The organism is Bacillus sp. UMB0728, assembly GCF_002858875.1.
Taxonomy (GTDB): domain Bacteria; phylum Bacillota; class Bacilli; order Bacillales; family Cytobacillaceae; genus Bacillus_AB; species Bacillus_AB infantis.
This window is the reverse complement of record NZ_PKLA01000003.1, coordinates 760,861-776,636: the sequence shown is the minus strand read 5'-3', so window position 1 is coordinate 776,636 and position 15,776 is coordinate 760,861. Positions and strand designations below refer to the sequence as shown.

The 15,776-nt window shown below is 47.3% G+C and carries 15 protein-coding genes and 1 other annotated feature (1 of these 16 running past the window's edge); of the genes, 13 read left to right on the top strand and 2 right to left on the bottom strand.

All coding sequences use genetic code 11. The features are described from left to right. The first annotated feature begins 56 nt into the window (after positions 1-56). The 5 genes from lon (at position 57) to CYJ37_RS14935 (ending at position 5,510) form a co-directional block, all read left to right on the top strand. Positions 57-2,393, top strand: a complete 2,337-nt coding sequence (lon, locus tag CYJ37_RS14955; RefSeq protein ID WP_101550462.1) for an endopeptidase La — start codon at positions 57-59, stop codon at positions 2,391-2,393. Beyond that, a complete protein-coding gene (gene yihA / locus CYJ37_RS14950) occupies positions 2,380-2,967 on the top strand; it encodes a ribosome biogenesis GTP-binding protein YihA/YsxC (RefSeq protein WP_009796054.1) in 588 nt (195 codons plus the stop codon). The genes lon and yihA overlap by 14 nt, the downstream gene beginning before the upstream one ends. Positions 2,968-3,232: 265 nt before the next feature. Next, positions 3,233-4,015 (top strand): transporter substrate-binding domain-containing protein, encoded by a 783-nt coding sequence (locus CYJ37_RS14945; RefSeq protein WP_009796056.1) that lies wholly within the window; start codon positions 3,233-3,235, stop codon positions 4,013-4,015. Positions 4,016-4,107: 92 nt separating this feature from the next. Beyond that, positions 4,108-4,755 (top strand): amino acid ABC transporter permease, encoded by a 648-nt coding sequence (locus tag CYJ37_RS14940; RefSeq protein ID WP_009796057.1) that lies wholly within the window; start codon positions 4,108-4,110, stop codon positions 4,753-4,755. 17 nt (positions 4,756-4,772) lie between these two features. Continuing rightward, positions 4,773-5,510 carry an amino acid ABC transporter ATP-binding protein gene (locus CYJ37_RS14935; RefSeq protein ID WP_101550460.1) on the top strand — a complete coding sequence of 246 codons (738 nt, stop codon included), beginning with the start codon at positions 4,773-4,775 and terminating at the stop codon, positions 5,508-5,510. Between the two features lie 89 nt (positions 5,511-5,599). Here the strand turns inward: CYJ37_RS14935 and CYJ37_RS14930 are convergent, their stop codons facing one another. Then, complete coding sequence (locus CYJ37_RS14930; RefSeq protein WP_101550605.1) at positions 5,600-6,085, bottom strand: LiaI-LiaF-like domain-containing protein; 486 nt, start codon at positions 6,083-6,085, stop codon at positions 5,600-5,602. Positions 6,086-6,344: 259 nt separating this feature from the next. On the opposite strand from CYJ37_RS14930, the gene hemA reads away from it, so the two are divergent. From hemA to ysxE, 8 genes are all read left to right on the top strand, one after another. Next, on the top strand, positions 6,345-7,694 hold the full coding sequence (gene hemA / locus CYJ37_RS14925) for a glutamyl-tRNA reductase (protein WP_101550458.1): 1,350 nt from the start codon (positions 6,345-6,347) through the stop codon (positions 7,692-7,694). Positions 7,695-7,709: 15 nt separating this feature from the next. Then, positions 7,710-8,543, top strand: coding sequence for a cytochrome c biogenesis protein (locus CYJ37_RS14920; RefSeq protein WP_009796061.1), 834 nt, complete (start codon positions 7,710-7,712; stop codon positions 8,541-8,543). A gap of 59 nt (positions 8,544-8,602) precedes the next feature. Next, a complete protein-coding gene (hemC, locus tag CYJ37_RS14915; protein WP_101550456.1) occupies positions 8,603-9,538 on the top strand; it encodes a hydroxymethylbilane synthase in 936 nt (311 codons plus the stop codon). Next, on the top strand, positions 9,535-10,314 hold the full coding sequence (locus CYJ37_RS14910; RefSeq protein ID WP_009796063.1) for a uroporphyrinogen-III synthase: 780 nt from the start codon (positions 9,535-9,537) through the stop codon (positions 10,312-10,314). The genes hemC and CYJ37_RS14910 overlap by 4 nt, the downstream gene beginning before the upstream one ends. Before the next feature lies 1 nt (position 10,315). Continuing rightward, positions 10,316-11,296 carry a porphobilinogen synthase gene (gene hemB / locus CYJ37_RS14905; protein ID WP_009796064.1) on the top strand — a complete coding sequence of 327 codons (981 nt, stop codon included), beginning with the start codon at positions 10,316-10,318 and terminating at the stop codon, positions 11,294-11,296. Between the two features lie 56 nt (positions 11,297-11,352). Beyond that, a complete protein-coding gene (gene hemL / locus CYJ37_RS14900) occupies positions 11,353-12,642 on the top strand; it encodes a glutamate-1-semialdehyde 2,1-aminomutase (protein WP_009796065.1) in 1,290 nt (429 codons plus the stop codon). A gap of 200 nt (positions 12,643-12,842) precedes the next feature. Further along, entirely contained in the window at positions 12,843-14,132 is a 1,290-nt protein-coding gene (gene spoVID / locus CYJ37_RS14895) for a stage VI sporulation protein D (protein WP_022544241.1), read from the top strand. 117 nt (positions 14,133-14,249) lie between these two features. Further along, entirely contained in the window at positions 14,250-15,320 is a 1,071-nt protein-coding gene (gene ysxE, locus CYJ37_RS14890; RefSeq protein WP_009796067.1) for a spore coat protein YsxE, read from the top strand. 6 nt (positions 15,321-15,326) lie between these two features. Here the strand turns inward: ysxE and CYJ37_RS14885 are convergent, their stop codons facing one another. Continuing rightward, positions 15,327-15,518 (bottom strand): hypothetical protein, encoded by a 192-nt coding sequence (locus CYJ37_RS14885; RefSeq protein WP_009796068.1) that lies wholly within the window; start codon positions 15,516-15,518, stop codon positions 15,327-15,329. 164 nt (positions 15,519-15,682) lie between these two features. Then, positions 15,683-15,776, top strand: a binding site (T-box leader) (it continues 144 nt past the right edge of the window).

Sequence of the window (15,776 nt, the reverse complement as noted above, 5' to 3'; positions counted from 1 at the left end):
CAAAGAATAAGGATGAGGCAGATAATATATTTGATTTGCATTTGGAGGTGCAAACTATGGCGAATAAGAAAGACATCATCGTCCCCCTCCTGCCGCTTCGGGGCTTGCTCGTCTACCCTACAATGGTCCTGCATCTGGACGTTGGACGGGAAAGATCCGTGCAGGCGCTTGAAAAAGCAATGGTAGATGACCATCTTATTTTTTTGACGACTCAAAAGGATATTTCAATAGATGAGCCGGCGGAAGATGACTTATACAAAATGGGTACTCTTACCCGTGTAAAACAAATGCTGAAGCTTCCAAACGGCACAATCCGTGTGCTGGTGGAAGGATTGAAGAGGGCAGAAATTACCGAGCTCACCGATGAGGGAGATCATTATACAGTCAGTGTTGAGACTTATGATGACAGAGAAGACAAGGATGCCGAAGACCAGGCGCTGATGAGGACGATGCTTGAGTACTTTGAACAGTACATAAAAGTATCCAAGAAGATTTCTGCAGAAACCTATTCCTCAGTATCCGATATTGAGGAACCGGGGCGCATGGCAGATATCGTCGCTTCCCATCTGCCGCTGAAGCTGAAGGAAAAGCAGGATATTCTAGAAATGATCGATGTCAAAAAAAGGCTGAATCAGGTCATAGAGATTATCCACAATGAAAAAGAGGTCCTGAATCTTGAGAAGAAGATTGGGCAGCGCGTCAAAAAAAGCATGGAAAGAACGCAGAAGGAGTATTATCTCCGTGAGCAGATGAAGGCGATTCAGAAGGAATTGGGCGATAAGGAAGGCAAAACAGGCGAAATCGCCGAGCTCAATGATAGAATCGAACAATCCGGGATGCCTGATCATGTCAAGCTTGCTGCATTAAAAGAGCTTGATCGTTATGAAAAGGTGCCTTCCAGCTCTGCTGAAAGCGCGGTAATCCGCAACTATATCGACTGGCTTGTTTCTCTGCCATGGACTGAGGCAACTGTTGATGACCTGAACATTCATAATGCAGAGCGTATCCTGAATAGGGATCATTACGGCCTTGAAAAGGTCAAGGAGCGGGTGCTGGAATATTTGGCTGTGCAAAAGCTCACCAATTCGCTGAAAGGTCCCATCCTTTGCCTGGCCGGGCCTCCGGGAGTCGGTAAGACGAGCCTTGCCAAGTCTATTGCTGCGTCGCTGAACCGCAACTTTGTCCGCGTTTCCCTTGGAGGGGTGCGGGACGAATCTGAAATCCGCGGACATAGAAGGACCTATGTCGGCGCCATGCCGGGCCGGATTATCCAGGGCATGAAAAAGGCAGAGACCATCAATCCGGTGTTCCTGCTTGATGAAATTGATAAAATGTCCAATGATTTCAGGGGAGACCCTTCATCAGCCATGCTGGAAGTTCTGGATCCTGAGCAGAACCACAATTTCAGCGATCATTATATTGAAGAAACATATGACCTGTCGAAGGTTATGTTCATTGCAACAGCGAATAATCTGGCAACCATACCGGGCCCTCTCCGCGATCGGATGGAAATTATCACGATTGCGGGCTATACGGAGCTTGAAAATATTCATATAGCAAAGGACCATCTCCTGCCTAAGCAGATCAGCGAGCACGGGCTTTCTAAATCCCAGCTGCAGATCAGGGAGGACGGAATCCAGAAAATCGTCCGCTATTATACAAGAGAAGCAGGCGTCCGCGGGCTTGAGCGCCAGCTGGCTTCCATCTGCCGTAAGACTGCAAAGATTATTGTTTCAGGCGAGAAAAAGAAGGTCATCATTTCTGAAAAGAATATAGAAGACTTCCTTGGCAAGCCAAAGTTCAGATATGGCCAGGCAGAGGTCGAGGACCAGATCGGGGTTGCGACCGGCCTTGCTTATACAACAGTTGGCGGAGACACGCTGCAGATCGAAGTATCTTTATCTCCAGGCAAAGGCAAATTGGTCCTGACAGGCAAGCTTGGGGATGTCATGAAAGAATCTGCACAGACTGCATTCAGCTATGTCCGTTCAAAAGCGAAAGAGCTGGGCATCGAGGCAGATTTTTATGAAAAGTACGATATCCACATCCATGTGCCTGAAGGTGCCGTTCCAAAAGACGGCCCATCTGCAGGGATTACCATCACTACAGCCCTTGTTTCAGCGCTGTCGGGGAATCCGATACGCAAAGAAGTGGGGATGACAGGAGAAATAACGCTCCGCGGCCGGGTCTTGCCGATCGGCGGAGTGAAAGAAAAAACTTTAAGTGCCCATAGAGCGGGATTGACTAAAATTATCCTTCCTAAAGATAATGAAAAAGATATTGATGATATTCCAGAGAGTGTCCGCGACGAATTGGATTTTGTTCTCGTATCACATGTTGACGAAGTTCTCAAGCACGCCCTGAATGGAGTGCACAGCAATGAAAGTAAATAGTGCTGAAATCGTTATAAGTGCGGTCAAACCGGCACAATATCCTGAGGAGTCCCTGCCCGAGTTTGCCCTGGCAGGGAGATCCAATGTCGGCAAATCCTCATTTATTAACAAAATGCTTAACCGTAAGAACCTGGCGAGGACATCCTCGAAGCCAGGCAAAACCCAGACACTGAATTTCTATCTGATCAATGAAATGATGCATTTTGTCGATGTCCCGGGATATGGCTATGCCAAAGTTTCCAAAAAGGAGCGCGAAGCATGGGGTAGGATGATTGAAACCTATTTTACCTCCAGGGAGCAGCTGAAGGCAGCTGTCCTGATCGTCGACTTGCGCCATCCTCCTACCAAGGATGATATCATGATGTACGATTTCCTGAAGCACCATGGAATCCGATGCATCATCATAGCCACAAAGGCTGATAAAATTCCTAAAACAAAAAGGCAGAAGCATTTCAAAATCACGAAAGAGACTCTGGAGCTTGAACCTGGGGACGATATTGTTTTGTTCTCATCCGAGACCGGTGAAGGCAAGGATGAGGCCTGGGGGATTCTCAAGAAATATATGCAGAGCTAAAAAACGCCGATTTGGCGTTTTTTTTTTTGCAAAAACAGCTCTTTTGCTGCTGTATGGCGGCCGTTCGGGAGGAAATGGGAGAAGAGGGCAGTATATGCCCCCATTTAATAGCATTGTACAGCTGAGCCGCTGTCAGGCCAGTATGGGGGTTAATGACTGAAAATACAGCTAAATTTGAATTTTGTGGCAAAAGTAAGTGTAATGTTATGGTAATAAGGGTAATAAGCTTGAAATGAAATTCAGAAAACATTGAGGGGGAAAACAATTGAAAAAATGGATCATAGCTGTTGTAATTTTATGCTGTGCCGCTGTTCTCGGAGCATGCGGGAAAAAAGAGGCATCCTCCGGGGGGATGGAGCTTGCAGACGAAGGTAAGTTTACATATGCTGCTTCAGGTGAATTCAAGCCTTTCAGCGTGACAGAAGCGGATGGGACCATGACCGGCTTTGATATTGAAGTCGGAGAAGCAGTGGCCAAGGAGCTGGGCCTTGAACCGGTTCAGAAGAAATTTAAGTTTGGCGGAATTGTTGAAGGCGTCAAATCAGGGCGTTTTGATGCCGCGGTAGCGAGCCACACCATCAATGAAGACAGGCTGAAGGCAGTGAATTTTTCCATTCCTTATTATTATTCAGGACCGCAGATTTTTGTCCGTCCTGACAGTTCGGCGAAAAGCCTTGATGATCTGAAGGATCTGGAGATTGCTGTATCCAAAGGTTCAACCTATGCAGACTCTGCTGAAGAGGTGACAGACAACATCATTTTTTACGACAGTGATGTAACCGCCCTCGAAGCATTGAGCAGGGGGAAGCATGATGCCGTCATCACTGACTTCATCACAGGCAAAGAGGCTATCGGTTCCGGGATGGAAATCGAAGGCAAGGAGCTGCTTGGGCGCAGTGAACAGGCAATTGCCGTAGCGAAGGACAATGAAGAGCTGCTTGATCAAATCAATGAAGCGCTTGAAAAGCTTCATGAAGATGGAACTTTGACAGAAATCAGCAAGAAGTACATCGGTGAGGACATCACAAAAGACCCTGAAAAGGAATAAGGGGAAGAAGGCGAATGTACTGCAACTTGCATTCGCCTCTTTATGTACATAAAAGAAATGCTTCATATTACAATTAAAGAGAGGAAAAGCCTATGGAACTTGCAGGAAAGTTTATAGAAACATATCCCGTATTTTTACGGGGCATGCTTCTTACCTTTGAATTGACGATTGTTTCTGTTTTTATAGCCATCTTCATCGGGCTGTTTTTTGCCTTTTTAAAAATCTCGCGAATAAAAGTTCTTGAATGGATTGCAGATATATATATATTCCTTGTAAGGGGAACGCCTTTGGTTGTCCAGATATTTATCTTCTACTTTGGGCTGACATCTCTGAATATCTCGCAGTTTCTGGCCGTTGTCCTTGGGCTCGCCTTCCATAACGGCGCTTATATAGCGGAGATTTTCAGGGGCTCGATTCAGTCCATTGAAAAAGGGCAGATGGAAGCGGGCAGGTCGCTCGGCATGTCAGCCGGGCTTGCTATGAGGCGCATCATTCTTCCGCAGGCAGTTCGAAGGGCCCTGCCGCCTCTTGGCAATCAATTCATTATAGCGCTGAAGGATTCATCCCTTGCCTCATTCATTGGCATGTACGAGCTTTTCAATGTGGCGACCACATATGGATCAAATGAGTATGACTATATGAGCTATCTTTTAATCGTGGCAGTCTATTACCTCATACTGGTGCTCGTATTCTCATTCCTGGTCAGCATTATTGAAAAGCGGATGGCAATTAGTGATTAAAGAGGAGGCAATGGCAGATGAATGAAGCAGTGATGATAAAAGTGGAGAAGCTGAACAAGTCGTTTGGGGACCTTCATGTATTGAAGGATATAGATATGACAGTGAAAGAAAGCGATGTAGTCTGTTTGATCGGGGCAAGCGGGTCAGGAAAAAGCACGCTGCTGCGATGCCTCAACTTCCTTGAAATGAAGGACAGCGGAAACATTGTCATTGAAGGGGAGAAGGTTGAGAAAGAAACGCATGACCTGAACAGGATCCGGTCAAAAGTGGGGATGGTGTTTCAGCATTTCTACCTGTTCCCCCATCGGACTGTCCTTGAGAATGTAATGGAGGCCCCGGTGTATGTAAAAAAAGTGCCAAAGGAGCAGGCCAGGAAAGAGGCAAAAGAGCTCCTGAAAAAAGTGGGGTTATCAGATAAAGAGGACGTATATCCCGCCAAGCTGTCAGGGGGGCAGAAGCAAAGGGTGGCCATTGCAAGGGCATTGGCCATGAAGCCTGATATCATGCTGTTTGACGAACCGACCTCTGCGCTTGACCCCGAGCTGGTCGGTGAAGTGCTTGCCACCATGAAGGACCTTGCGAAGGAAGGGATGACCATGATTGTCGTGACCCATGAAATGGGCTTTGCGAGAGAAGTCGCCGATTTTGCGGTATATATGCATGAAGGAAGGATTGTCGAGGTAGGCCATCCGGAGCAGCTGTTTTTGAGCCCGAAGGAAGAGCGGACAAAAAGCTTCCTGGATTCTGTGCTGTAAGGCAGTGGAGATTTTTGAATAAAGGAAGATAAAACACCCGTCCGGGTGTTTTATCTTTGTGCAAGTGTGGAATGATAGGCAGTATAAGCCTACTTTTTCTTTGATAACAGCAGGTACAGGCCTACCAGCACAAGTGCAGCCGGCCAGAATCTTAAGATGGATGATAGGCCCGGCCCTAATGGTCCTAAAATGTTTTCTGCTTTGTCATTGAATAGAAGCAGGATGCTGATGGACAGGAAAAGCAGCCCCTGGACAAAGCCTGCCCCCGTCTTTTGGGCTCTGAGCAGGAACCCGAGGGCGATGATCAGGATGAAGGTGCCGATATGGTCAGGCCACACTTCGAGCCGGCTTACAATATGGAAGTGCAATCCAAACCCTGCCAGGATGACGCCGGGAAGGATCGCTTCATATTCTTTGGCTCCGTATCCCTGGAATAGAAAAGCAATACCGACGATCAATAATAGTGTCGGCCAGGAATAGAAATCCTGGAATAATTGTACGTTTGAGCGCTGCATCAGGAAATAGGCACCGAAGCCTATAAGGATGATTCCTGGGAAAATCCGCTGGTTTTTCATTTTTACACCACTTCCAGTAAGGTTCACTTGAATCCCGGCTTTATTTTTGGTACTGTACATAAGTAAGCCTTTTTGTCGATATATGTAATTTGGGCCAAGGCTTTCTGCTCCTGCAGGCTTCTTTTGAGCCATGCAGCAAGAGCACCTTTCAATCATTTATATTACCATATGAGTTCATTATCTGTTCACAATTTTACACGAAAAAAATGTTATAATTATAGTATTGAATTACGTACTTAGCTGGGGGTGCAAACACTTTATGCATATTATTGTAGCAGGTCTTAATTATAAAACTGCCCCTGTCGAAATCCGCGAGCGTTTGACATTCAATCCGGACTCTCTGGGGGATGCCATGACGGCATTGAACAGCAAAAAGAGCATCCTGGAAAATGTTATCCTCTCTACTTGCAACCGCACTGAAATTTACGCAGTGGTCGATCAGCTTCACACCGGCCGCTATTATATAAAAGAATTTTTGTCTGAGTGGTTTGATATGGCCCATGAAGAATTCTCTCCGTATCTGTTTGTTTACGAACAGGACGGTGCTGTAGAGCATCTGTTTAAAGTTGCCTGCGGTTTGGACTCCATGGTTCTTGGCGAAACACAGATTCTTGGACAAGTGCGTACTAGCTTCCTGGCTTCACAGGAAAAGCAGGCGACAGGCACTGTATTTAATCAGCTTTTCAAGCAGGCTGTCACATTGGCGAAGAAGGCCCATTCTGAAACTGAAATTGGCGCAAATGCGGTTTCGGTCAGTTATGCTGCCGTCGAGCTGGCTAAAAAGATATTCGGATCTCTTGACCGGAAGCATGTCCTTGTCCTTGGAGCAGGGAAAATGGGAGAGCTGGCCATTCAGAACCTGCATGCCAATGGGGCAAGCAAGGTGACTGTCATCAACCGCACATTTGAAAAGGCCCAGGATCTGGCGAGCCGCTTCCACGGTGAAGCCAAGACCCTCCAGGAGCTGCAGTGCGCTTTAATGGAAGCTGATATCCTGATCAGCTCTACAGGTGCAAAGGAATTCGTCATTACGAAAGAGATGATGGTCCATGTAGAGAAGATGCGCAAAGGCAAACCGCTCTTTATGGTGGATATTGCCGTGCCACGCGATCTTGATCCAAAGCTTTCTGAGCTGGACAGCGTATTCCTTTATGATATTGACGATCTGGAAGGCATTGTAGAAGCCAATCTCCAGGAACGCAAAAAAGCGGCAGCAGCTATCATAATGCTGATTGAAGGCGAGATTGTGGAATTCAAGCAGTGGCTCAACCTCCTTGGGGTTGTTCCGGTCATTTCCGCCCTGCGTGAGAAAGCTTTGGCCATCCAGTCCGAAACCATGAACAGCATTGAAAGAAAACTGCCTCATCTCAGTGAGCGCGACAAAAAAGTGCTGAACAAACACACGAAGAGCATCATCAACCAGATGCTGAAAGACCCAATCCTGCAGGCCAAGGAAATGGCTGCACAGGCTGATGCCGATAAAGCGCTGGATTTATTTGTGAAAATCTTCAATATAGAAGACCTTGTTGCAGAACATGATGATGAAGTGAAGGCAGCAGAACCAATGCGGGCAGCAGTGAAGCCGGCCGTGCCTTCTTTTCAGTCATAAGCGGGGTTCTGGGCAATGTTTGACATCTATATGACAAGGCTGCATGAGTTAACAGTCGTTCTGTATGCTTTATGCGTGCTTTTATACTTCATCGACTTTCTTCACAATAACCGGAAGGCCAACAGGGTTGCCTTCTGGTTACTTGCATTTGTGTGGATTCTGCAGACTGTTTTTCTGTTTTTGTACATGAAAAATACAGGGCGTTTTCCGGTGCTGACTATATTTGAAGGGCTATATTTTTATGCCTGGGTGCTTATCACTCTTTCGCTCGGAATCAACCGCCTTCTGAGAGTGGATTTTATCGTCTTTTTCACTAATGTGCTCGGCTTTGTCATCATGGCCATCCACACCTTTGCACCCGTTCAGTACGAATCTGAAGTCATGGCCCAGCAGCTCGTCTCGGAATTGCTCCTGATCCACATAACAGTCGCAATCCTTTCATATGGCGCCTTTTCACTGTCATTTGTCTTCTCTTTGCTGTATCTTATTCAGTATGACCTGCTAAAGAGGAAAAAATGGGGATCCAGGCTCCTGAGAATTGCAGATTTGTCAAAGCTTGAGCATATGTCGTATGTATTAAATGTAATCGGTGTACCGATGCTGATTATAAGCCTGATCCTCGGGACGCAATGGGCTTATATCAAGGTACCAGATATGCATTGGTATGATGCGAAAGTCATTGGCTCATTCATCGTGCTTGGCGTATACAGCGTATACCTGTATGTGAGGGTGGCAAGGGGCTTTTCAGGCAAATCGCTGGCCCTGTGGAATCTCGCATCCTTTTTAATTGTACTTATTAACTTTTTCCTGTTTGGAAGGCTTTCATCCTTCCACTTCTGGAGCTCATAATAATGATTTATATCAGGGGGCTTGGCAAAAGCCTTGCCCCCTATACATAGGAGGCTGTCATGAGAAAAATTATAGTCGGTTCTAGGCGCAGCAAGCTTGCATTAACACAGACCAACTGGGTGATGGACCAGTTGAAGAAGATAGACGATTCTTTCGAGTTTGAAGTGAAAGAAATCGTGACAAAAGGAGATCAGATCCTTGATGTGACCTTATCCAAGGTTGGCGGAAAAGGCTTATTTGTAAAAGAAATCGAGCAGGCTATGCTTGATGAAGAAATCGACATGGCAGTCCACAGCATGAAGGATATGCCCGCTGTCCTGCCGGAAGGCCTTGTGATAGGCTCTATTCCTGAAAGGGAGGATCACCGTGATGCATTGATTTCAAAAGGGCATCAGACACTGGATCAGCTTAAGCCGGGAGCGGTTGTCGGCACAAGCAGCCTGCGAAGAGGCGCACAGCTGCTTGCAAAGCGCCCGGATCTTGAAATCAAATGGATCAGGGGCAATATTGATACGAGGCTCGCAAAGCTTGAAACAGAGGAGTATGATGCCATCATTCTCGCTGCAGCCGGTCTGTCAAGAATGGGATGGACAACTGATACTGTTTCGGAATTCCTTGAGCCGGAAGTCTGCCTGCCGGCCGTTGGCCAGGGGGCATTGTCCATTGAGTGCCGCGAGAGCGATAAGGAGCTGCTTGAGCTGCTGAGTAAGTTCACTTGCGGGACAACAAACCAGACAGTCCGTGCCGAGCGTGCATTCCTTCATAAAATGGAGGGCGGATGCCAGGTTCCGATTGCAGGATATGCTGTGCTGAATGAGCAGGATGAAATTGAGCTTACAGGTCTTGTAGCTTCACCGGACGGAAAAACGATTTATAAAGAAAAAGTGACTGGAGCTGATCCTGTAGAAGTGGGCCTGAGAACTGCGGAAAAGCTGATTGAAAAAGGCGCCAAAAAGCTTATTGATGATGTAAAAAAGGAGCTTGACGGAGAATGACCGGGGAGAGCCTTCCCCTTGCAGGCAAAAAAGTGCTTGTACCCAGGGGGAAGGATCAGGCCGGACCTTTTTCTGAGCTGATCCGCAGCTATGGCGGCATACCAGTGGAAATACCGCTGCTTGCTTTCAGGCCGGCAGAGGTAACAGAAGAAATCCTTCATGCTGTCAGGGAGCTTCCTACATACGATTGGGTCATTTTTACCAGCAAAAATGCCCTTGAAACTTTTATATCCTTTGCCGGCAGAAATGCCGTTTTTCCCAAGATTGCGGCCATTGGCACAAAAACAGAGAGGGCCGCAGAGGAGTCAGGGCTTGCTGTCAGCTTTACTCCGGAGGAATTTGCTGCAGAAGGATTTATTGATGAGTTCCTTCCCTTTGTCGAAAAAGGCATGAAGGTGCTGATCCCCAAAGGGAATAAAGCAAGAAGCTATATTGCAGACGAGCTTAAAAGGGCAGGGGCAGAGCCGCAGGAAATCATTATATATGAAACCGGATTTCCTGAAGATAGCGGAGAAAAGCTCGCAGTCATGCTGAAAAATGGATCGTTGGATGTGCTGGCCTTCACCAGCCCGTCGACTGTAGAGCATTTTATGGAGATTGTCCGCAAGACGGGTGCTGAAGCAGCTATCAAAGGCTGCCTTGTGGCCTGCATCGGCCCTGTTACTCAGAAAAGAGCGGAAGAACTGGGGCTTGGTGTCCATGTGGTCCCTGCAGGATATACGATTGAAGATTTGGCAAAAAGCATAGCAGCTGAATTAAATCAGAGGAGGAAATGAAATGGATATGCAGTTCAAAAGATACCGCCGTTTACGGCAGACAGCCAGTATGAGAGCGCTTGTAAGGGAAAATCATCTTCGTATTGAAGACTTGATTTATCCGATATTCGCCGCAGAAGGAGAAAATATTAAAAGGGAAATCCCTTCTATGCCTGGCCAGTATAACCTTTCCCTTGACCGCATTGAGGAAGAAATGGAAGAGGTTGTATCATTAGGGATCAAATCAGTCCTCTTATTCGGAATTCCGCTCGAAAAAGACGAATGCGGCCAGCAGGCTTATCACGATCACGGTATTGTCCAGGAGGCAACGAGACTGATCAAGTCCAAATTTCCTGAGGTGGTCATCATCGCCGATACCTGCCTGTGCGAATATACAAGCCATGGGCATTGCGGGCTGATAGAGGATGGAAAAGTCCTGAACGACGCGTCCCTTGAGCTCCTTGTCCAGACTGCAGTCAGCCAGGCGAAAGCAGGCGCTGATATCATCGCCCCTTCCAATATGATGGATGGATTTGTTGCAGCCATCAGGGCCGGACTGGATGAGGCAGGCTTCCAGGATGTGCCGGTCATGTCTTACGCAGTCAAATATTCTTCAGCATTCTACGGCCCATTCCGTGATGCAGCCGGCAGCACGCCTCAATTTGGCGACCGGAAAGCTTATCAGATGGACCCTGCCAACCGCATGGAGGCACTCAGGGAAGCAGAAGCTGATCTTGCAGAAGGTGCAGACTTCCTGATTGTAAAGCCTGGAATGCCTTATCTGGATATTGTAAGAGACGTGAAAAATGCAGTGAACCTGCCAATGGTCATCTATAATGTGAGCGGCGAATATTCAATGGTGAAAGCGGCAGCGCAAAATGGCTGGATCGACGAGAAAAACATTGTAATGGAGATGCTGACCGGGATGAAGCGTGCCGGTTCAGATTTAATCATCACCTACCATGCCAAAGATGCTGCAAGATGGATTAAAGAACAGCAGTAATGCCAGTAAAGCCATCCTATTCTTGAATGATTAAAAAGAAGAAAAGAGGGAAAAGCATGCGTTCTTATACTAAATCGGCCGAAGCCTATAATGAAGCGAAATCGCTGATGCCAGGCGGCGTCAACAGCCCGGTCCGTGCCTTTAAATCGGTCAATATGGATCCTATCTTCATGGAGCGGGGAAAAGGCTCGAAGATCTATGATATTGACGGCAATGAATATATCGATTATGTGCTTTCCTGGGGGCCGTTAATCCTTGGGCACACGAATGACAGGGTAGTGGAAGGGATCAAGAAAATCGCGGAACTTGGCACAAGCTTCGGCGCTCCGACCATTGCCGAAAATGAGCTGGCCAAGCTTGTGATTGAGCGGGTGCCGTCCATCGAGATCGTCAGGATGGTTTCTTCAGGTACAGAGGCGACAATGAGCGCCCTGCGCCTTGCCCGCGGATATACAGGGCGCAACAAAATCCTTAAATTTGAAGGCTGTTACCATGGCCATGGCGATTCCCTCCTGATCAAAGCAGGCTCAGGTGTTGCCACACTCGGCCTTCCCGACAGCCCGGGGGTGCCTGAAGGCGTTGCGAAGAACACAATTACTGTGCCTTACAATGATATGGAAAGTGTAAAATATGCTTTTGAGCAATTCGGCGAAGATATTGCCGGGGTCATCGTAGAACCTGTTGCCGGCAATATGGGGGTTGTCCCTCCTCTTCCAGGATTCCTTGAAGCATTAAGGGACATAACGAGTGAATATGGGACGCTCCTGATTTTTGACGAAGTCATGACAGGCTTCCGTGTCGGCTATCATTGCGCTCAAGGCTATTACGGCGTTACCCCTGACATTACCTGCCTCGGCAAAGTAATCGGCGGCGGCCTGCCTGTAGGCGCCTATGGCGGCAAAGCGGAAATCATGGAGAGAATCGCCCCGAGCGGCCCGATCTATCAGGCAGGAACACTTTCAGGCAATCCGCTGGCCATGACTGCCGGATACGAAACGCTGAGCCAGCTCACTCCTGAATCGTACAAAGAATTCGAACGGAAGGCTGACAGGCTGGAAGAAGGCCTTTATGCAGCAGCGAAAAAGCATGATATCCCGCTGACGGTCAACCGTGCAGGTTCAATGATCGGTTTCTTCTTTACAAACGAAGAAGTCATCAATTATGAAAAAGCGAAAACCTCCAACCTGGACTATTTTGCTTCTTATTACCGTGAAATGGCGAATGAAGGAGTCTTCCTGCCTCCATCGCAATTCGAGGGATTATTTTTATCAACCGCCCATACGGATGAAGATATTGAAAAAACATTGAACGCAGCCGAGCTTGCATTTTCCAAGCTGAAAGGCTGATGGAAGCAGGCCGGTTAACTCCGGCCTGTTTTTGTGTGTGTCCTTATACACGAATCCCCCCTCATTGCCTCATTAATATTCACCCCCTACTCTCCTGCGCTCCATAACTTTTCACAATCTAATCATAATTACTATCAGCCGTTCATAGAGTGATAATGACATAGTGATTATACGTGAAAGAGCTGAAAGGAGGAGTCGCTTTGTCCCAGGAAGATCAATCATGCCTGCGCTTTTCTTTAGAAGAATCCGTCTGGTTCCAAAAAGGACAGGAAGTATCTGAGCTTGTTTCTATTTCGCTTGATCCGAATATAACCATCCAGGAACATGAACAATATGTATCGATTCAAGGATCGCTGAAGCTGGCCGGGGAGTACCGGAAAAATGAAGAAGGTGAACTGGAAGAATCTTTTGCCAGCCCGAAATTCATTCAATCCGTTGAAGAGAGGGAAGGGGGGATCTGTGAATTTTCTCACCATTTTCCTGTTGATATAACCATTCCGAATAATAGGATAGGAAGCGTCTATGATTTGGATGTCTATATTGATTCTTTTGACTATCAATTCCAGGAAAGAAGCTGCATGAGGCTGACAGCAGATCTGACCATCACCGGGCTCTACGGGGAACAGCAGCATCCTGCCGCGGAGTATGATGAGGAAGATGCAGCACAGGAACACGATGAAAGGCCGGAAGAAGAGGAAGCTGAGGCAGAAGCTCAGGTAGAGGAGCAGCAGCAGGATCATTTTGAGCCACTGCTTGCAGCAGAAGAGGAGACTGAAAAGGAGCTGGAGCCTTTATTCCGTTCGGCAGCGCCGGCAGAGTTAATAATAGAGAACAATGAAGAGGTGCAGCTCCCGGAATATGCCGGTTTCAAAGATTCTATTTATAAAGCCGGGGCAGGAGCGGAAGAGGAAGATGAAACAGAGAACGCAGAAGCTGCCGATCTGTTTGCCCCTTTTACTGCCGAAGCGAGAAAGCAGCCGGAGGAGGCTGAAAAAGAAGAAAAGCCGGCAGCGTTTTTTGACACCATCAAAGATCATGAGCTTCCGGTCCCGGAAGCAGCCTACCATGCTGAACCTGCAGAACAAGTGCCTGACCATAGCTTTGCAACGTTCAGGAGTGAAAAGGCAGCAGAAGATACTTATGCCGGTAACCAAAAGCCGGAAATGCAGCCGGCAGAAATATTGACCGGCTTCAAGGCCCAGCAGGAGGAAAGTGAATCTTCTTCTGACCAAGCTCCAAAAAAGAAGAAAGCAGCCAATAAGAAAAAAAGCAAGAGCTTGTCACTGGCTGAGTTTCTGGCCCGAAAGGAAGAAGAGCAGTCTGCCAGGATGAAAGTGTGCATCGTCCAGCATGGCGACACACTCGATATTATCGCAGAAAGATATGAGGTTCCTGTTCCGGCGCTGCTGAGAGTCAATCACCTGGAGCTGAACCAGGACGTTTATGAAGGCCAGGTGCTGTATGTCCCTGTGCATGCCTATCAGAAATAGCCTTCTGCAGGCAATAAGACATGTATGAAACAGGCTGGGCAGGTATGGAGGTACCTGTTCAACTGTTTCTTTTATTTCCGGAGGATCACTACGCCAATAAGAAAGTGGGATACGCGTATGGAAGGAAGCAACAGGTTAGCAGCGGTTTCCCCGATTTTAAAGCACTATGCCGTCCAGCCCCACTTTGTGGAAGACTACGGCAGGACCAGGAAGATCTATTCCGATAAAGGCGTTTTTGCACTGAAAAAGCTGAAAGCAAAGCATGGGACCGATTTTATCAGGCAGGTTCAGTCCCTTTATCAGAAGGGCTACAACCGGATAGTGCCGATCTATCCGGCTGCTGACGGCCGCTACGCTGTTTTTCATGAGAGTGAACTGTATTATTTAATGCCATGGCTCGCCAATGAAGAAAAAGAAAACCGTTTTGAACGCCATCAGCAGATGTTCCGGGAACTGGCACGGCTGCACACACTGTCATTGAAGGAAGTCAATGTCACCAGCGAGGAGCGGCAGGAGCATTATGAAAAGACCCTGCTCGCCTGGGAGAAGGAGACAGAATTCTGCGAGGGATTTATTGATGAATGTGAAAGAAAGCAGTATATGGCGCCATTCGAGCTCCTTTTCTGCCTGTATTACCATGATATTACCCAGGCGCTGAAATTTTCGAAAGGCAAGCTGAAGGATTGGCATGAAAAAACGAAGGATGATGAAAAAGCGCGGACTGTCATCATCCATGGAAAAGTTTCAACAGAGCATTTTCTGTATGATGAAAGAGGCTACGGATATTTCAGCAACTTTGAAAAATCGCGCCAGGCTTCCCCGCTCCACGATCTCCTGCCGTTTCTGTCGCGCTCTTTAAGAAGTTACCCGAAGCGGAGCGATGAATCGGTTGAGTGGCTGTATACCTACTTTAAATATATGCCGTTCAAGCAGGATGAAATGCTCTTGTTCCAGAGCTATCTTGCCCACCCGGGCCCTGTCCTGAGAGAGGCGGAAAACTACCATAAGAACCGCGGTTCTGCAGATGAAAGAAAGCTCGTCCAGCAGTTTCAGCGCCAATTCTGGCTTCTGAAGAATACAGAGTACATCGTCATGAGGATCGACGAAATCGAAAGGCAGAAGCAGCAGGCACAGGAAGCGGCAAAAGCCCAGGCCGAACAGGAAGGAGCCCCGGACAATTCGTCCTGAGGGCTCCTAAATGAATTCAAGATGGAGTGCCAGAGCCAGCAAGATAAAGACTGAAAGCAAAAGAACATCGAAGGTCGTAGGAATGAGAATGGTCCGTATTCCCTGAAAGACACAGAAGGGAATTATGAATTGGGCACAAACACTTCTAAAGGTCCTCAGCCATGGAGGCAGGGTATAAGGATTGAATTTCCTTTTCATCTGTTTTCCCCCTAATCTCTTTTACACCATTCTATGTCCCTTCCCCAGGTTAAGTGCCTATTTTTTAGAATCGTACGGGCAGATGTATGATTTTAAAAAATATTGCCGATACTTATTGACTATAAACCGCGAAATTCGGTACTATATCATATATAAATATCATTAGAAAAGCATTGACAGGGAAGAGTACAGTGCAAGCTGCCTAAAGAGAGGAAAACCCCAAGCTGAAAGGTTTTCCAGGCAGAATCATTGGAAGGT